This is a genomic window from Marinobacter qingdaonensis (genome assembly GCF_034555935.1).
Lineage (GTDB): Bacteria > Pseudomonadota > Gammaproteobacteria > Pseudomonadales > Oleiphilaceae > Marinobacter > Marinobacter qingdaonensis.
This window is the reverse complement of the sequence record NZ_JAYDCJ010000003.1, coordinates 240,920-257,625: the sequence shown is the minus strand read 5'-3', so window position 1 is coordinate 257,625 and position 16,706 is coordinate 240,920. Positions and strand designations below refer to the sequence as shown.

Sequence of the window (16,706 nt, the reverse complement as noted above, 5' to 3'; positions counted from 1 at the left end):
CTGGGAAAAGCTCCACTTATGACGCCGGATCACAACGACCTCTGGTTCCTGCCCCTGGGTGGCACCGGGGAAATTGGCATGAACCTCAATCTTTATGGCCACGACGGCGACTGGCTGATGGTCGATTGCGGGGTGACCTTCCCCAAACCCGGCCGGATTTCCGCCGACGGCAGCGTCCATCACCGGGGCGAGCCGCCGGTGCAGATGGCGGACCCGGCGTTCATCGCCGACCGTCGCGACCGGCTCGCCGGCCTGATCATTACCCACGCCCACGAAGACCACATCGGCGCCGTGCCTTACCTGTGGCCGCTGCTGCAATGCCCGGTCTACACCAGCCGGTTCACCGCCGAGATCCTGCGCCGCAAGCTGGCGGAGTTCGATCTGCTGCATCGGGTCCCGATCATCGTGGTGGACACCGGCGAGCGCCGGCAGATCGGTGCCTTCAACGTCGAGTGGCTGGCCCTGACCCACTCGATCCCCGACCCCAACGCGCTGATGATCCGCACCTGGATCGGCAACATCTTCCACAGCGGCGACTGGAAGCTGGACGACCAGCCCCTGGTGGGCCATGGCTATTCTCCCAAGACCTTCACCGACCTGGCCGAAGAAGGGGTCGACGCCATGGTCTGCGATTCCACCAACGCCACCGTGGCCGGCCACTCGATCTCCGAGGCGGCCCTGCACGCCGGGCTGCTGGCGGCGGTGCAATCGGCCACCGGGCGGGTCGTGGTCACCTGTTTTGGCAGCAACATTGCCCGCCTGCACACCCTCGGGCTGATTGCCCGGGCCACCGGGCGCTACATGGGGCTGCTGGGGCGCTCGCTGATCAATATGAGCGCCGCTGCCCGGGCTGCGGGGATCTGGGACAGCGCCGACCGGCTGATCAACCCGGGCCACCTCGGTTACCTGCCGCGCCACGAGGTCCTGGCCGTGGCCACGGGCAGTCAGGGCGAGCCCCGCACCGCCCTGCGCCGGCTGGCCCTGGGCAATCATCCGGATTTTGAACTCGAGGCCGGCGACACCGTGATTTTCAGCGCCCGCGCCATCCCCGGCAACGAAGAGGCCATCGACGCCCTGATTGCCCGCCTGCGGGCGCTGGGGGTAACCGTGATCACGGCCGAGGACTCGCCGGTGCCCATCCACGCCTCGGGTCACCCGGCCCGGGACGAGCTGGAGGCCATGTACCAGTGGGTGCGCCCGCGTGTGGCCATTCCGGTGCATGGCGAGGCCGAGCACATGGACGCCCACGCCGAGATTGCCCGCCGGACCGGCGTTGGCAAAACCCTGGTCGGGCGCAACGGCGATCTGTTCATGATCCGCCCGGTCCCGGGCATGCGACGCCAGGTGGTGGAAACCGGCCGCCTGGGCTGGGACCGGCAGGCGTTGGTTCGGGTCGACTGAGTTGTCGGAAAATTCCGATAGTCGTTCGCATCCTATCTGGTTAGACTGACCCTCACATCCAACAACAGTGAGCAGGAGACAGTCCCACCATGGCCATCTGGACCCGTACCCCGAATTTGGAAGCTTTCCTGGAATCCAGCAAGAACACCGCCGTCGGTCACATGGGCATTGAGTATCTGGAAGTCGGTGACGACTACGTCAAGGGACGCATGCCGGTGGACGAGCGCACGGTGCAGCCGTTCGGCATCCTGCATGGCGGCGCCTCAGTGCTGTTGGCCGAGACCCTGGGCAGCATGGCCGCCAACTGCTGCCTGAAAGATCCGGACACGGTGGCCGTGGGTCTGGACATCAACGCCAACCACCTGCGCCCGGTGAGCAAGGGCTGGGTTTATGGCACCGCCCGCGCCATTCACATCGGTCGGGCCACCCAGGTCTGGGAAATCCAGCTGGAGAACGAAGAGGGCAAGGCCACCTGCATTTCCCGCCTGACCATGGCGGTCACGGCCCGCCCCAAGCTCTGACGCGGTCAGATGCCCTCGGGCATCTCCACCACCGGGGCTGTGACAATCAGCCCCTCGTCCACAAATTCCTGCAGCACGATGCCGTAGGTGCCATCCGGGACTTCCTTGGCGATCTGGTAGGTGTCCCCGGTGTCGTCCCTGGGTGAGTCCATCAGGTCGATGCGTACGAACGGTGCCGCCATGGACTTGTCGGCCTTGCGCACCATCAGCACTTTCGGCTTGAGCTTGTGCTTGGCGTGGCTCTCGACCACGATCCCCACCTCGCCATTGAGCATCTCGACGATGGAGCCAGGCGGGTAGATGCCCACCATTTGAATGAAGGCCTCTGCCAGTTCCGTGTCGAACTGGGTGCCCCGGTGCTTGTGGATGATGTCCAGCGCCTGCATTGAGGCCCGCCCCTTGTCGTAGCAGCGGTTGCTGGTGATGGCGTCGTAGGTGTCCACCAGACCGACGATCTTGGCGAACAGGGGGATTTGATGGCCCTGCAGTCCGCGCGGGTAGCCCTGTCCGTCCATGCGCTCGTGATGGCTGTAGGCGACATCCACGGCGGTGTTCAGGGACTGGCTGGTGCCCATTAGGATGGAGCGGCCGTGGGTGGTGTGGCCGCGCATTTGTTCGAACTCGGCCGGGGTCAGGGCGCCGGGTTTGTTCAGGATCTGATCCGGAATTTGGGTCTTGCCCACGTCGTGCAGCAGGCCGCACAGGGCCAGGTTGCGGATTTCCCCCTCCAGTAGGCCCAGATGCTTGCCGAAGGCGGCGGACAGGATGGCGACGTTGATGCAGTGCTCGGCGGTGTATTCGTCCTGGTTCTTGATCTTGGACAGCAGCATCAGCGCGTTTTCGTTGCGCAGCACGCTCTCCACACAGCTGTTGACCACCGAGCGGGCGTTGTTCAGATCCAGGGTGCGGCCCATGCGCAGGCCGGACATGATCGATTTGGCGGTTTTCTGGGCGTCCTCGAAGCGGACCTTGGCAATCGGCATTTCCGTGCCGACGTCCACCTGGTTCATGTAGTTGACGCGCCGGCGCGGCTTGACCGATTTGGCCGGGGCGGGGGGCTGGGACGGTGCCGCGGGCTGGGCTTTTTTCTGGCCGTTGCGTTTGAACAGGCCAAACAGCCCGGACTTGGGCTTGGCCTTCCCGGGCGAAGAAGCGCGCGGTGTTGCGCTGGTTTCCACCCGACCCTCGATAAACACATGGCGGCATTGCGCCCGCAATGCCTGGATTTCCTCGTTATCCCGAATCACGAAGCCCTGGATCAGGAAGTTGGTGTCTTCCCAGGGCCGATCGAGACGCACCACGTGCATACCGATTGACAGTTCGTCGACGTCAATCTGGGTTTCAACAATATCCTGGTGCAGTCGGTTCATAGCTAAATCCACGTCTCCGGTGGGAGTATTCTGGCCCAAGCCGGCCGAATTTTCCTTTATACGGGGTGAGACAAATTGCAAAATCTGGTCAAAGGATAGTCCCGATCATCCTTGCTGACCATCGGTCGGTAGCCGCACACGCGCTAACACCGGCGAAATGGGCACGAGGAGCGCGCCATGAACGATCAAAACAGCATACCGCTCTGGTGGCTGGCCCTGGCGGCCGCGCTGGTGCCCATGCTGACCATTCACCTGACCTTCCTAGTGTCGGCCATGGAAGGCCATGTCGCCTGGTGTATGCCCTATTGGGACAGCTGCACCAGCATAAGCCGGACCGGACGCCATGGTACAGCCTATTTCCTGTTCAAGGGCACCATGTTGCCCTCGGCCCTGCTGGGCATCCTGTTCTGGTGGTTCAACGCCCGCTGGCTGCGGCAACTGGGTCTGACCGGCGCCGGCATTGCCTGGGTGCCCTGGCTGGGCCTGGTCGCCTGCCTGGCCCTCGGGTTCTACACCGTGGCCCTCGGCCACGCCGGAGATGGGTTTTATCTGATCCGGCGCATCGGTGTGGTGCTGTACCTGTCCTTCACCTTCCTGTGCGAATTGCTGATCAGCGCGGCCCTGCGCCAGCACCCGGTCTGGCGCTGGCACGGTCGCGGTTTGCTGGGGGTGTGTCAGCTGACCCTGGCCGTGGGCATCCTGTCGGTGCTGATCAATGGCCTGGCGCCGGAGCTGTACCGGCGCACCGACGACGCCTTCGAGTGGGTGTTTGCCTTGCTGATCAACCTGAACGCGCTCTGGCTGGCCTGGCTCTGGCGCATCAGCCGGTTCCGGGCCCGGTTCTGGGCCGGTTAGACAACGGGTGAGGGGTTCGCGAAGGCGCAGGCAGCGTGCCTACAGCGACCACAGCCCCCGGACCAGCGCAGCCGAGCCGGCGGCCGCGGCAACGGCGAGAATCACTGGGCGCAGACCGTTGAAGGGCATGCGGTTGACCAGCCGCCCGGACAGCCAGAAGCCGATCAGCACGCCGGGGAAGGTGAGCCCGAACAGCTGCAATTCCCGCAGCCCCAGGTAGCCGGACAACAGTAGGGCGCTGAGGCTGAAAAAGCTGGCGGTGAGGAAGAACGCCGACATGTTGGCGCGCACCAGCGGGCCTTTTTCATTCTGGTAGATCATCGCGATCGGCGGGCCGCCCACAGCGGTAATGGTGCCCATGTAAGTGGAGGCGGCACCGGCGATCACGCTGTTGCGGGCATTCAGGGTTGGGCGCAGGCCGGCCACGCTCAGGGCTACGCCGGTCAGAATCAGCACCCCGAAGATCAGCTCGAAACCGGTCGGTGACAGCACCAGCAGGGTGAGGCCGGCCAGGGCGGTACCCAGGGCACCGCCCCAGATGGCGAACCGGACCTGGCGCACCTGCAGCGCGCCGCGATTGCGGATCAGCATCAGGATGGTCAGCACGGTGGCGTTCAGGATCAGCGGTCCGGGTAGCAGCAGCGGGCTGACCAGGAACAGCAGCGGCGCGGCCAGGGTACCTATGCCGTAGCCGGCGACGCCCTGCAGGCAGGAGCCGGCAAGGATGGCGAGGTTGGCAAGCAGGATCTGCAACGGGCTGATGTCGTCCAAGATGGGTCACCGGGTGAAGACTGGTCCGCTTTGATAGCACAGCCAGCGATGGGTTGAAACTGCTAGACTGGCGAACCGAATCAGACCTTCGTGGCAGAACGGAAGACCCGCAATGACCGAACAAGCCCCCCTGGCGAGCTGCCCCTGCGGTTCCGGCCAGACCTACCCGACCTGTTGCCAGCGCTTTCACCTGGGGGAGCCGGCACCGACCCCGGAAGCCCTGATGCGCTCCCGCTACAGTGCCTTCGTGCACGGCCTGGTCGACTACCTGCAGCAGACCTGGCACCCCAGTACCCGGCCCGCAGACCTGAGCCTGGACGACTCGCCGGCCTGGACGTCACTGACGATCCTTGGAAGCGGGCAGCAGGGCGACAGCGGGCAGGTCCAGTTCCGGGCCGTCTACCGGGTGGGGACGGGCTGGGGCTTTCTGGAGGAACGTTCGGCATTTGTCCGGGAGCAGGGCCGCTGGTACTACCTCAGTGGCGATACCCGCGAGGGCACCCTGAAGCCCGGCCGTAACGATCCCTGCCCGTGCGGCAGCGGACGCAAATACAAAGTCTGCTGTCAATGACTCAGGACTGGCTCAGCCGGTCGCCATCACCTGCGCACAGGGCGCAGGCGTATTTGCGCTCGTAGCGGCGGTCGGCCCAGCGTTCGTAGACGGCCCGGGCGATGGGGTGGATGATCGGCCAGAGCAGCGGCCGGAACAGGAAGCCCAGGCGGGTGTGGGACCAAGCCCGGACATTGGCCTGCAGGCCGGAGACCCATTCGCCGTCCCAGGTCATCAGGTGCAACCGCCGCAACAGCTGTTCCCGGTTGGGCAGGGTCTCGCTGTCTTGGGCCTGCTCGTGCACGTCCGCAAACAGCAACCGACCACGCTGCAGGCGCCGTAGCGTCCTGATCTCGCGGGTGCACAGCGGGCATTGGCCGTCGTAAAACAGGGTGTCATAGCGTGGGTCCATCAAGTCCTCGCAAAGCCAGGGTCTGTCGACGGGCGTCCGCTTTTTGCCATTCCAGCTCCCGTCTCAGGTTGGCAACGGCGGCGGGCAGCGTGTCCGGTGCGTCCCGTTCGAACTGCCGCATCAACTCAACCTGAGCGTGCAGGTCCTGGAAGCGGCCAAACAGCTGCTGGCGCTGCTTGACCTCCTTCAGGGTTGGTTTCCAGCCGGCCCGGTCCAGTTCCATCAGGTAGCGGATGCGTTTGAGCAGCTTGCGCAGCCGATGTACGTCCCCGTCCGGTGAGTCGAACAGCAGTTCCGCGGTACGCCGATTGTATTCCCTGATACGTTGCGCAACGGCGGTTCGGATGTCCCCCGGTTGCAGGCCGGCGGTTAACCGGCGGAATTGACGGGACTCGACCAGAGCCTGCCAGTCGGTCAGGTCTCGGCGATGGCGATTGCTGTCCAGGCGTTGCACCAGGGCGGCCTGTTGCTCGTCGGCCTGGCGCTCAAAATAGGTGTGCAGGGCGGTCACCACGTCGTCGTTGTCGGCGCCGAGGCCCGGCAGCTGGCCAAGCCAGACGTGCAGGTCCCTCAGTGTGCTGGTGGCCCTGGCTGCCCGTTTCAAGCCCTTAATCGCAGGCAGCAGGTGCTTGTCGCCGGTGACCGCCTGGACCGCCTCGGCAATGGCGCGGCTGCGGCGCAGGGCAATCCGGTACTGGTGCAGGAATTCCTCGTCCAGGCCCAGGCGGACTCCGGGCTCCAGCTGCGCCAGCCACTGCAACTGGTGGCTGAGGGCGGCGGGGATGTCCCGGTCCGGTCGGCTGCCGTCGGTATCGGCCCGCTTGCGGCGTTTGCGGGCAAACTCGGTGTAGCTGAAGTCGTTGGGGGTTTGCAGCGACTCCAGGCGGGCCTTGCCCTTGGCCAGTTGGTGCCAGTGCGCAATGGGCAGGCGCAGGTGCAGGAAGCTGGCGGTGGGCAGTTGCTGGGGCGGGTGCTTGAGCAGCCACTGCGCCAGTTCCAGCAGGGCCGGGTTGTGGCCGACGATGGCCAGGGTCTCGGCGCCGTCACAGCGTTTCAGCCAGTCCGCCAGCCGGCGACGGTCGAAGGTGTACAGCGCCGGGTCGGTCTGCGCCGCCGTCTCGGGCAAGCCGGCGGGGCGTATGCCCGCAAGGGTCTGCTGGGCCCGGGCGGCGGGGCTGGCGCACACTTTGCCCGCGAAGGCGCCGGCACGCGCCAGGGCGCGGCCCAAGGGGACCAGTTGCCGTTGGCCCCGGGCGTTCAACGGCCGTTCCCGGTCGTGCAGGGTGTCATCGGCCCAGCTGGATTTGGCGTGTCGAATCAGGAACAGGTGCTTCATCACGTCTCCGTACCGGGAGGTGTCGTCTCCATCCTCAAGATCTGCCCGGTTCGGCCGATACCCCAGTCAATGACGTCGGCCGCCGACACCGGTTACCCCATTCCCAGTGTACCGGTGTCCGGTGGCGAGTCTATCGGGACTGACGGAAACCTGTTTTAACAATATGGAACAGTCCCGAACGCCTCTCTGTGCATAATCACAAGAAAACAAGATGTTGAGGATGACCCTGATGAGCTTTGTCAACAACCTGCGGATTCGCACCCGATTACTGGCAGCGGTACTGGTGCCGGTACTGCTTACGGCGGCCACCATTGCCTGGATTACCGCCAGTCAGATCCAGGCCAATGGTGAGGCGGAACTGAAGCGCCTGGAGGCCAACCTGCTGGAGGCTCGCAAAACCGGGCTGAAGAATCTGGTGGATGCGGCCCGCGCGGTGGTGTTGGAAGCCAAGAACGATCCCGACCTGTCGGAAGCGGAGGCCAAGGCCGAGGCCGCGGCTCGTCTGCGGACCATCCGTTTCGACAAGACCAATTACGTGTTCGCCTACACCCGCGACGTGGTCAACCTGGCCTACGCGCCGGACCCGTCCAAGGAGGGGCCGACCAACAACCCGACCCTGAAGAAACTGGTGGGTGCCCTGTTTGATGCTGCAGAGTCGGGCGGCTTCTACAGCTACGAATGGATGAACCCGGGCTCGGGCAACGAAGAGCCCAAGGTGTCTTACTCCACCATCATCCCGGGCTGGGACTGGATGATCGGTGCCGGTGTCTACGTCACCAACATTGATCGGGAAGTCGCCGCGGCCCGGGCCGAGATTGAGCAGAACCGGTCCGCCACCCTGGGCTTCATCCTGCTGGTGACCGCCGTGGTGGTGGCCATTTCCGTGGTGATCGGCCTGGTGGTCGGGCGTACGGTCACTAAGCCGCTGAAGACCGTTACCGACATGATGCAGGAAATTGCCGACGGTGAGGGCGACCTGCGCCAGCGTCTGCCGGATGAGGGCTCCAACGAACTGGCGGAGCTCGGACGCCGGTTCAATGCCTTTGTCACCAAGATCCAGGACACCATCCGGGAGGTGGGTGCCACCACCGACCAAGTGGCCTCGGCCGCCGAAGAGTTGAGTCGGGTGGCCAACGAAACCCGCGCTTCTGTGCAGGAGCAGGGCTCGGAGACCGACCAGATCGCCTCCGCCATCAACGAAATGGCGGCCACCATCCAGCAGATCTCCGGCAACGCCAACGAGGTCGAGAGTGCCGCCTCCGACGCCGACCGGGTCGCCCGCGACGGCGGGGAGACCATCTCCAGCGCCCAGGGCGCGGTCAATGAGCTGTCCGGCGAGATCGAGGAGAGCGCCCGTACCATCAATGCCCTGGCGGAGAAGTCGGACGACATTCAGCAGGTGCTGGACGTGATTCACGCGGTCACCGAGCAGACCAACCTGTTGGCTCTGAACGCCGCCATCGAGGCCGCCCGCGCCGGCGAACACGGCCGTGGTTTCTCGGTGGTGGCCGACGAGGTGCGCCAGCTGGCCCGGCGCAGCGCCGAGTCTGCCGACCAGATCCGAGAAATGATCGGTGGCTTCGTCGCCGAATCCCGCTCGGCGGTGGAGCGCATGACCAAGTCCCGCGACCGGTCGGCGGAGACCGTGGAACGGATCAATCACGCCTCCGGCGCGTTGGCGACCATTGAGAAGTCGGTCAGCCAGATCCACGACCAGGTGACCCAGATTGCCACCGCGGCCGAGCAGCAGAGCCAGGTGGCTGAGGAAATCAACCAGAACGTGGTGCGCATTGTCGATGCCGCCCAGCGCAGCGACACCGGCGTGACCCAGACCAACGAAGCCAGCCAGGAACTGGCGCGCCTGGGCGAGAGCCTGCGCGGCCTGGTCAGTCAGTTCAAGGTCTGAGTCAGCCCGGCTGGCGCAGCGCCAGCACCTCGCGCAGCCGCCGTGAGCGCCGGGCCCGGGCCATCACGGCGGTGAGCAGATAATCCGGGTCGAAGGGCTTGAGGATGAAGTCGTCGCCCCCCAGGGCGGCGCCCATGACCTTCTGGTCCGGATGGCTGTCCGAGGTCAGGAACAGGATCGGGATGACGTCGAACTGCCGGTCCTGGCGCAGGGTTGCCGCCACTTCGGTACCCGAGACCTCGGGCATGAGCACATCCAGCAGGAACAGGTCGGGGTTGAAGTTCCGGGCCGCGTCCAGGGTGTCCAGCGGGTTGGCGATGGCGCACACCTCCAGGCCGGCCCGCTCCAGGATGGCCTGGGTCACCGACAGAGTGGTCTCGTCGTCGTCCACCATCAGCACCCGGAAGGCGGAGGCATCCCGTTTGTCCACGTATTCGTGCGCCAGCTCCACCAATTCCCGGCGTGATACCGGTTTGTTGAGGTAGCGGGAGGCGCCAGCGCGCAGGGCCGCCAGGCGCGCTTCCATGTCGTCCCGGATGGACAGGAACGCCACCGGGGGCAGGTTGCCCAGCTTCTGTTTCAGGAAGTCGACAATGCGCGGCCCCGCGTTGGGCTCGTCGCCAAAATTGATGTCCATGATGATCAGGTCGGGCCGGGGCAGCACCTCGAAGGTGTCGCCGTAGATGGTGGCGGACATGAACACCTGGGCATCGAAACCGGCTTCCTCCAGCCACACCTGCATCTCGTTCGCGGTCAGCGGGTTGTCATCGACAACGTGGATGGTGCGGGACTCCGGCCGGGGCGCGGCATCGCTGCTCTCGCTGCCGGCGTCGTCGGCCTGGCCCATGGTGCTCAACAGATCCAGGATCTGGCCCTGTTTGCTCAGGGGTTCCTCGGTGGCGTCGGTGAACCAGTGGTCGAGGATCTGCAGCACCGCCTTGGCCGCCTCGGACATGGCGTGCAGGCCGACGGAGCCGGCCGAACCGGCCACCTTGTGGAATTCCTGGTAGGTGATGTTCAGGCGCGAGCGCAACTCGCCACCGTCCTCCCGGTACGTGCGTTCCACCGGAATGGAACGCACCAGATAATCCAGCCGCTCCAGTCGCTGGGGCAGGCCCTTGAGGTAATTGGCGCGCAGTGCCGCCAGCCGCGCCCGATGCTGTTCGAGCTGATCGTTGGTGTCCATGCCCAGGGTACGCCTCCATCGCGGATCGGGGAGCCGGCACGGTCCCCAATACCTGAATCTAGTCGCTTCTTTCGGCCGAATCCAGTCGCCGATTCCAGTGCTTGGCGTCCGACCGCCTCGCAAGCTAGTATTGGTCGGGTTGAATAAAAATACATTACATAATAACGGGATAAATGGTGCCAACCATGATGAATCGTCTGTTCCGGACGGCCGCCGCCGCGGCGCTGCTGGCCGTCAGTCCGCTCAGCCTGGCTGAGGATACGTTTACCCTGCGCCTTGCGCAGACCTGGGGACCCAATTCGCCGATTCTGGGCGAAACCGTCGAACACATGGCCGAGATGGCCAAGACCATGTCCAATGGCCGGTTGGACATCCGCATTGATCCGTCCAACAAGCACAAGGCGCCCTTTGGCATTTTTGACCTGGTGCGCAACGGCCAGTACGACATGGGCCACACCGCGTCCTATTACTACAAGGGCACCATTCCCAACGCCATGTACTTCACCACCGTGCCCTTCGGCATGATCGCGCCGGAGCAGTACGCCTGGTTCTATCACGGTGAGGGCATGGACCTGATGCAGGAAGTCTACGAGCCCTACGGCCTGCTGTCGTTTCCAGGCGGCAACACCGGCAACCAGATGGGTGGCTGGTTCCGGGACGAGATCAACTCCCTGGACGACCTGAAGGGCATCAAGATGCGGACCCCGGGGTTTGCCGGCGAAGTCATGGCGGAACTGGGAGTTGCGGTGACCAACATCCCGCCGGGTGAGCTGTACAGCTCGCTCGAGCGCGGCACCATCGACGCCGTGGAATGGGTCGGTCCGGCCCTGGATTTCAGCATGGGTTTCCATCAGATCGCCAAGAACTACTACTCCGGCTGGCAGGAGCCGGGCGCCGAGGTGCAGTTCCTGATCAACAAGGGCTCCTGGGACAAGCTGCCCAAGGACCTGCAGGAAATCCTGCGGGTTGCCATGCGCACCGCGGCCTACGACATGTACATCCAGAGCACCCACGAGAGTGGCGTGGCCTGGGACCGCATGAAGGAAAACTACCCGGACGTTACTCACCGGACCTTCCCGCCGGAAGTGATCGAGGCCCTGCGCTCGGCCACCAACAAGCTGCTGAAAGAGGCCGCCGAGGGCGACGAACTGGCGGCGCGGATCATCGCCTCCCAGCGTGAATACCTGCGCCAGGTGCGCCAGTGGACCAACATCTCCGACAAGGCCTACCTCGACAGTGTCGCCGGAGAATAAACCGGCCTGAGGCCGGGCCCGACCTGGGCCTGGCCCGGGGGCGTCAGGGTTTCGGATTGTCCTGACGCCCCTTTTTGTTTGCCCCGCTTTCTGAAAGAATAGGTTGCTCATTCTCTGGGCAGGGCCAATGAAGACAACACTCCTTTCGTTGCGCGAACTCTCCAAGCAGTTTGGTGGCAAGACCGTTCTGGATTCCCTGGACCTGGACATCCTCGATGGCGAGTTCATCACGCTCCTCGGGCCTTCCGGCTGCGGCAAGACCACCTTGCTCCGACTGATCGCCGGGTTTGAACACCCGGACGCCGGCCGCGTCACCCTGGACGGCCAGGACCTGACCGAGGTGCCCCCCGAGCACCGCCCGCTCAACACCGTGTTCCAGCACTACGCGCTGTTTCCGCACATGACGGTGTTCGACAACGTCGCCTACGGGCTGAAGATGGAAAAGCGCCCGAAAGAGGAAATCCGCGAGCGGGTGCATGAGGCCCTGACCATGGTCCAGCTCCAGGGCTTCGCCCGACGCAAACCGCACCAGCTCTCCGGTGGCCAGCAGCAGCGGGTCGCCATCGCCCGCGCCGTGGTCAAGCGGCCCCGCCTGTTGTTGCTGGATGAGCCCCTGTCGGCGCTGGATTACAAGCTGCGCCGGACCATGCAGGGGGAGCTGAAACGCCTGCAGCGGGAACTGGGCATCACCTTTGTCTTCGTCACCCACGACCAGGAAGAGGCGCTGTCCATGTCCGATCGGGTGGTGGTGCTCAAGGACGGCCTGGTGCAGCAGCTGGGGACCCCGCGGGAAGTTTACGAGCGCCCGGCCAACCTGTTCACCGCCCGGTTCGTGGGCGAGACCAACCTGTTTCCCGGGCGGGTGCAGCGCCAGACCGACGAAGCCATCTCGGTGGACGTGCTGGGCGTCCAGCGTCAGCTGCGGCGGCCGCCGTTCGCGGTGGCCGAGGGGCAGCCGGTGCACGTGCTGCTGCGCCCCGAAGACATCCGGGTGCTGGCGCCCGACGACGATCAGGGCTTGGCCGGCAAGATCGTCGAGCGCAACTACAAGGGCAGCACCCTGGATTCGGTGATCCACCTCGAGGACGGCACCGAAGTACTGGCCAGCGAGTTTTTCGACGAGGACGACCCCATGTTCGATTACCGCCTGGGCGAGCCGGTGAAAGTCAGCTGGGTCGACGGCTGGGAGTGGCTGCTCCCGGAAGAAGCGGGTGAGATTGCCGACAAGGAATTGTCGGCCGATGCATAGTATTCGCCAACAACCCTTCAGGACCGCGGTCCTGGTGCTGGTTTGGGGCTGGTTGCTGTTCCTGGTGCTGGCGCCCAACCTGCTGGTGGTCGGTGCCAGCGTGTTGACCCGCGACCCGGCCAGCTTCATTGCCCTGCCGCTCAACCTGGAGGCCTACCGGCAGCTGTTCGACCCGCTGTACCTCAAGGTGTTCCTGCACTCCCTGTATATGGCGGCGATGACCACCCTGGTGTGCCTGCTGATTGGCTATCCCTTCGCCTGGGCGCTGTCGAAGGTCGGCCGGCAGCGGCAGCTGCTGCTGATCTTCCTGTTGATCGTGCCGTTCTGGACCAACTCCCTGGTCCGGACCTACGCCTTGAAACTGATCCTGGCCACCAACGGCCTGCTCAACAAAGCGCTGCTCTCGCTTGGCCTGATCGAGGAGCCGTTGCAGCTGCTGTACACCGAGGGCGCGGTGATCATCGGCCTGGTGTACCTGCTGCTGCCGTTCATGATTCTGCCGCTGTACTCGGTGTTCGACGACCTGCGTCAGGAACTGCTGATGGCCTCCCACGACCTGGGCGCGGGCCGGCTCGCCACCTTTGTCCACGTGATCGTGCCACTGACCCTGCCCGGGGTGCTGGCCGGGGTGATGCTGGTGCTGCTGCCGGCCATGGGGCTGTTTTTCGTACCCGATATTCTCGGCGGTTCCCGCAACCTGCTGGTGGGCAACGTCATCAAGAACCAGTTCCTCGATGCCCGCAACTGGCCGTTTGGCGCCGCCGCCAGCATCGTGCTGACCCTGACCATGGCGCTGCTGCTGTTCGCCCACCGGCTGAGCAAGCGCCGCCTGGGTGAGGAGGTCGAGGCATGAGCCGCTGGCTGCCGCGCACCTACCTGACCCTGGTGTACGTCCTGCTGTACGTGCCGATCGGGGTGCTGGTGGTGTTTTCCTTCAACGACGCCCGCACCGGCTACGACTGGGGCGGCCTGAGCCTGCGCTGGTACGAGGCCCTGTTTGCCAATACCGCCATGGTCCGGGCCATGTGGAATTCGCTCTGGCTGGCCCTGTCGGCGGCCACCGTGTCGACCCTGATCGGTGCGCTCACGGCCCTGGCCCTGCACCGCTACCGGTTCCGGGGCAAGCGGGTACTCAATGGCATGTTGTTCGTGGTGATGATGTCGCCGGAAATCGTGCTGGCGATCTCGCTGCTGGCGCTGTTCCTGCTGGTCGGGCTGCAGCTGGGTTATGTCTCGCTGCTGCTGGCGCACGTCACTTTCTGCCTGCCGTTCGTGGTGATCACCGTCATGGCCCGGCTCAGCGGGTTCGATGAGCGTCTGCCGGAGGCGGCCCGGGACCTGGGCGCCAGCGATTTCACCATGACCCGCACGGTGTTGATTCCGGTCATCATGCCGGCCCTGCTGGCGGGCTGGCTGCTGGGCTTTACCCTGTCCCTGGACGATGTGGTGGTCAGTACCTTTGTCAGCGGACCGAGTTACGAAATCCTGCCCCTGCGCATCTATTCCATGGTGCGGGTGGGCCTCAAGCCCGAGGTGAACGCCCTCGGCACCCTGTTGCTGGTGTTTTCACTGGTCATGTTGATCTTGTCCCAATGGATTCTGATAAGGAGCAAACGATGAAGAAACTGGCACTGGCCGGCCTGCTGGCGGCGAGTCTGACAGGCTGCAGTTCGGAAGAACCCAAGGTTCTGAACCTGTACAACTGGTCGGAATACATGCCCCAGGAAGTGCTCGACCGCTTCCAGGAAGAGACCGGCATCCAGGTGGTCTACACCACCTACGACAGCAACGAGGCTATGTACGCCCGGCTCAAGCTGCTGGACGAGAGCGCGGCCTACGACCTGGCGGTGCCGTCCACCTACTACGTCAGCAAGATGCGCCAGGAAGACCTGCTGATGCCGATCGATCGCAGCAAGATCGAGGGCTTTGACCGGCTGGACCCGGAGCTGGTGAACCTGGACATCGACCCGGGCAACGAATACAGCGTGCCCTACCTGTGGGGCACCACCGGCCTGGCGGTGGACACCTCCGACATCGAAGGCGAGCCGGTCACCGCCTGGGAAGACCTGTGGGATGACCGCTTCGACGGCCGGGTCATGCTCACCAACGACATGCGCGAAGTGTTCCACGTGGGCCTGCGGGTCCTGGGTTACAGTGGCAACAGCACCGATCCGGAGGAGATCGAGGCGGCCTACGAGAAATTGTCGGAGCTGATGCCCGCGGTCCGGACCTTCAACTCCGACGCGCCCCGCATGCCTTACCTGGAAGGGGAGACCGACGTGGGCATGATCTGGAACGGCGAAGCGGTCATGGGCAAGGACACCATGCCGTCCCTGGAGTACGTCTATCCGGAGGAGGGCATCATTGCCTGGCTGGACAGCTTCGTGATTCCCAAGAACGCCAAGAACCCGGATGCGGCGCACCAGTTCATCAGCTTCGTGCTGCAGCCGGAGATCTCTGCCCTGATCAGCGAGGAGATTGGCTACGCCACCCCCAACCTGGCCGCCCGGGACCAGCTGGATGAGGCCGTGGCCAGCGACCGCGCCAGCTACCCGACCGCCGAGGACATGGTGAACGCGGAATTCCAGACCGACATCGGCGACGAGGCCCTGCAGGTCTACGCCAAGTACTGGGAGATGCTGAAGTCCGGTCGCTAGGTCCGGCTGGCACTCGGTACTGATCCTGAAAACGGAGGCTTCGGCCTCCGTTTTTTATCGCTGCGGTTTCACACAACTGACATCTATGGTCTATAACGTCCTGATAACAAATGGTTAGCTCATTCTCGAAACCACGATAACCAAGGAAGCGTTATGACCAGGTTCACCCGCTCCACCCGCAACCCCGCATTAGTTGTTTTTGCCACGCTGATCGCCGGCTTGCTGCCGCACCTGGCCGCCGCCGAGGAGCTGCGGCTGATCACCTGGGGCGGCTATGCCCCGGATGAGGTGGTGGCCCAGTTTGAAGAAGAGACCGGCATTGATGTGAAGGTGACCCTGTCTAACAACGAGGACATGATTTCCAAGCTGCGGGCCACCGGTGGCGCGGGTTTCGATCTGGCGCAGCCGAGCCAGGACCGGATCGTGGGGGTGCAGCGCCAGTTCAATATCTACAAGCCCATCGATTACAGCCGCATTGAGCTCGCCAACCTGCAGCCGGCCATGGTCAAGGCGACTCAGCGGGCCACCGAACTGGACGGCGACTTCTACGGCGTGCCCTCGGTGTGGGGCACCAGCGGCCTGATCGTGCACGATTCGGTGGCGGACACCGTGTCCGACTACACCGACCTGTGCGACTCGGCGGTGGCGGGCGAGGTCAGCTACCGCCTGAAGCGACCGACCCTGATCGGGTTTGCCTTTGCCCTGGGCCTGGACCCGTTTGCCGCCTACGGCAACCGCGACCAGTACCAGTCGATCATGGCCCAGGTGGAGGACAAGCTGATTGACTGCAAGGCCAACGTCAAAACCTACTGGACCGGCGGCGACCAGCTGCTGGCCCTGCTGCGCACCGGCGAGGTGAAGGCCGCCATGGCCTGGGACGCCGGCGGCTGGAAACTGAACGCCGAGAACCCGGACATCCGCTTCGTCGCGCCCGAGTCCGGGGCCCTGGGCTGGATCGACACCTTCGCCATCCCCCGCCGCAGCGAGAACGAGTCCGCCGCCTACCGGTGGATCAACTTCGTCATGCAGCCGGAGATCGCCGCCAAGATCACCAACGCGTCCGGCAACTTCACCGCCTCCAAGGGCGCCGATGAGTTTGTCCGGGCCGAGTTGCGGGACGCCTACCGGGCCAGCTTCAGCGATCAGGCCATCAACAACATCAAGTGGTATCCGCCGGTGCCGCCGGGACTGGAAACCCTGGAAGGGCAGGTGCTCGATCGGGTTCAGGCGGCCAACTGA

General features: G+C 64.5%; 16 protein-coding genes. 11 read left to right on the top strand and 5 right to left on the bottom strand.

Annotated features, from left to right (window positions below; all coding sequences use genetic code 11):
* Positions 1 to 18: 18 nt before the first annotated feature.
* Positions 19 to 1,401, top strand: coding sequence for a ribonuclease J (locus U5822_RS04455; RefSeq protein WP_322854422.1), 1,383 nt, complete (start codon positions 19 to 21; stop codon positions 1,399 to 1,401).
* 89 nt (positions 1,402 to 1,490) lie between these two features.
* Positions 1,491 to 1,922 carry a hotdog fold thioesterase gene (locus U5822_RS04450; protein WP_322854421.1) on the top strand — a complete coding sequence of 144 codons (432 nt, stop codon included), beginning with the start codon at positions 1,491 to 1,493 and terminating at the stop codon, positions 1,920 to 1,922.
* Positions 1,923 to 1,927: 5 nt separating this feature from the next.
* Here U5822_RS04450 and U5822_RS04445 read toward each other — a convergent pair whose 3' ends face one another.
* A complete protein-coding gene (locus tag U5822_RS04445) occupies positions 1,928 to 3,292 on the bottom strand; it encodes a cyclic di-GMP phosphodiesterase (RefSeq protein WP_322854420.1) in 1,365 nt (454 codons plus the stop codon).
* Positions 3,293 to 3,469: 177 nt separating this feature from the next.
* Here U5822_RS04445 and U5822_RS04440 point away from each other — a divergent pair, with 177 nt between their 5' ends.
* A complete protein-coding gene (locus U5822_RS04440; RefSeq protein ID WP_322854419.1) occupies positions 3,470 to 4,147 on the top strand; it encodes a hypothetical protein in 678 nt (225 codons plus the stop codon).
* A 39-nt stretch (positions 4,148 to 4,186) separates the two neighbouring features.
* On the opposite strand, the gene U5822_RS04435 is transcribed toward U5822_RS04440, so the two are convergent.
* On the bottom strand, positions 4,187 to 4,918 hold the full coding sequence (locus U5822_RS04435; RefSeq protein ID WP_322854418.1) for a sulfite exporter TauE/SafE family protein: 732 nt from the start codon (positions 4,916 to 4,918) through the stop codon (positions 4,187 to 4,189).
* Positions 4,919 to 5,030: 112 nt separating this feature from the next.
* On the opposite strand from U5822_RS04435, the gene U5822_RS04430 reads away from it, so the two are divergent.
* Positions 5,031 to 5,489, top strand: a complete 459-nt coding sequence (locus tag U5822_RS04430; protein WP_322854417.1) for a YchJ family protein — start codon at positions 5,031 to 5,033, stop codon at positions 5,487 to 5,489.
* Between the two features lies 1 nt (position 5,490).
* On the opposite strand, the gene U5822_RS04425 is transcribed toward U5822_RS04430, so the two are convergent.
* Entirely contained in the window at positions 5,491 to 5,880 is a 390-nt protein-coding gene (locus tag U5822_RS04425; RefSeq protein WP_322854416.1) for a thiol-disulfide oxidoreductase DCC family protein, read from the bottom strand.
* Positions 5,864 to 7,216, bottom strand: coding sequence for a CHAD domain-containing protein (locus tag U5822_RS04420; protein WP_322854415.1), 1,353 nt, complete (start codon positions 7,214 to 7,216; stop codon positions 5,864 to 5,866). The genes U5822_RS04425 and U5822_RS04420 overlap by 17 nt, the downstream gene beginning before the upstream one ends.
* 229 nt (positions 7,217 to 7,445) lie before the next feature.
* Here U5822_RS04420 and U5822_RS04415 point away from each other — a divergent pair, with 229 nt between their 5' ends.
* Entirely contained in the window at positions 7,446 to 9,122 is a 1,677-nt protein-coding gene (locus U5822_RS04415; RefSeq protein ID WP_322854414.1) for a methyl-accepting chemotaxis protein, read from the top strand.
* Between the two features lies 1 nt (position 9,123).
* Here U5822_RS04415 and U5822_RS04410 read toward each other — a convergent pair whose 3' ends face one another.
* Positions 9,124 to 10,308 carry a response regulator gene (locus U5822_RS04410; protein ID WP_322854413.1) on the bottom strand — a complete coding sequence of 395 codons (1,185 nt, stop codon included), beginning with the start codon at positions 10,306 to 10,308 and terminating at the stop codon, positions 9,124 to 9,126.
* Positions 10,309 to 10,496: 188 nt separating this feature from the next.
* On the opposite strand from U5822_RS04410, the gene U5822_RS04405 reads away from it, so the two are divergent.
* From U5822_RS04405 to U5822_RS04380, 6 genes are all read left to right on the top strand, one after another.
* Entirely contained in the window at positions 10,497 to 11,561 is a 1,065-nt protein-coding gene (locus U5822_RS04405) for a TRAP transporter substrate-binding protein (protein WP_322856881.1), read from the top strand.
* 127 nt (positions 11,562 to 11,688) lie between these two features.
* Complete coding sequence (potA, locus tag U5822_RS04400; RefSeq protein WP_322854412.1) at positions 11,689 to 12,810, top strand: spermidine/putrescine ABC transporter ATP-binding protein PotA; 1,122 nt, start codon at positions 11,689 to 11,691, stop codon at positions 12,808 to 12,810.
* Positions 12,803 to 13,663: a spermidine/putrescine ABC transporter permease PotB gene (gene potB, locus U5822_RS04395; RefSeq protein WP_322854411.1), complete on the top strand. Its 861-nt coding sequence runs from the start codon at positions 12,803 to 12,805 to the stop codon at positions 13,661 to 13,663. Before potA ends, potB begins: the two co-directional genes overlap by 8 nt.
* Positions 13,660 to 14,430: a spermidine/putrescine ABC transporter permease PotC gene (gene potC / locus U5822_RS04390; RefSeq protein WP_322854410.1), complete on the top strand. Its 771-nt coding sequence runs from the start codon at positions 13,660 to 13,662 to the stop codon at positions 14,428 to 14,430. Before potB ends, potC begins: the two co-directional genes overlap by 4 nt.
* Positions 14,427 to 15,467 (top strand): extracellular solute-binding protein, encoded by a 1,041-nt coding sequence (locus tag U5822_RS04385; RefSeq protein ID WP_322854409.1) that lies wholly within the window; start codon positions 14,427 to 14,429, stop codon positions 15,465 to 15,467. Before potC ends, U5822_RS04385 begins: the two co-directional genes overlap by 4 nt.
* 153 nt (positions 15,468 to 15,620) lie before the next feature.
* Positions 15,621 to 16,706 (top strand): extracellular solute-binding protein, encoded by a 1,086-nt coding sequence (locus U5822_RS04380; protein ID WP_322854408.1) that lies wholly within the window; start codon positions 15,621 to 15,623, stop codon positions 16,704 to 16,706.

Coding starts and splice junctions, on each gene's coding strand:
- U5822_RS04455 (WP_322854422.1), top strand. CDS start 19: ATGACGCCGGATCACAACGACCTCTGGTTCCTGCCCCTGGGTGGCACC.
- U5822_RS04450 (WP_322854421.1), top strand. CDS start 1,491: ATGGCCATCTGGACCCGTACCCCGAATTTGGAAGCTTTCCTGGAATCC.
- U5822_RS04445 (WP_322854420.1), bottom strand. CDS start 3,292: ATGAACCGACTGCACCAGGATATTGTTGAAACCCAGATTGACGTCGAC.
- U5822_RS04440 (WP_322854419.1), top strand. CDS start 3,470: ATGAACGATCAAAACAGCATACCGCTCTGGTGGCTGGCCCTGGCGGCC.
- U5822_RS04430 (WP_322854417.1), top strand. CDS start 5,031: ATGACCGAACAAGCCCCCCTGGCGAGCTGCCCCTGCGGTTCCGGCCAG.
- U5822_RS04425 (WP_322854416.1), bottom strand. CDS start 5,880: ATGGACCCACGCTATGACACCCTGTTTTACGACGGCCAATGCCCGCTG.
- U5822_RS04420 (WP_322854415.1), bottom strand. CDS start 7,216: ATGAAGCACCTGTTCCTGATTCGACACGCCAAATCCAGCTGGGCCGAT.
- U5822_RS04415 (WP_322854414.1), top strand. CDS start 7,446: ATGAGCTTTGTCAACAACCTGCGGATTCGCACCCGATTACTGGCAGCG.
- U5822_RS04410 (WP_322854413.1), bottom strand. CDS start 10,308: ATGGACACCAACGATCAGCTCGAACAGCATCGGGCGCGGCTGGCGGCA.
- U5822_RS04405 (WP_322856881.1), top strand. CDS start 10,497: ATGAATCGTCTGTTCCGGACGGCCGCCGCCGCGGCGCTGCTGGCCGTC.
- potA (WP_322854412.1), top strand. CDS start 11,689: ATGAAGACAACACTCCTTTCGTTGCGCGAACTCTCCAAGCAGTTTGGT.
- potB (WP_322854411.1), top strand. CDS start 12,803: ATGCATAGTATTCGCCAACAACCCTTCAGGACCGCGGTCCTGGTGCTG.
- potC (WP_322854410.1), top strand. CDS start 13,660: ATGAGCCGCTGGCTGCCGCGCACCTACCTGACCCTGGTGTACGTCCTG.
- U5822_RS04385 (WP_322854409.1), top strand. CDS start 14,427: ATGAAGAAACTGGCACTGGCCGGCCTGCTGGCGGCGAGTCTGACAGGC.
- U5822_RS04380 (WP_322854408.1), top strand. CDS start 15,621: ATGACCAGGTTCACCCGCTCCACCCGCAACCCCGCATTAGTTGTTTTT.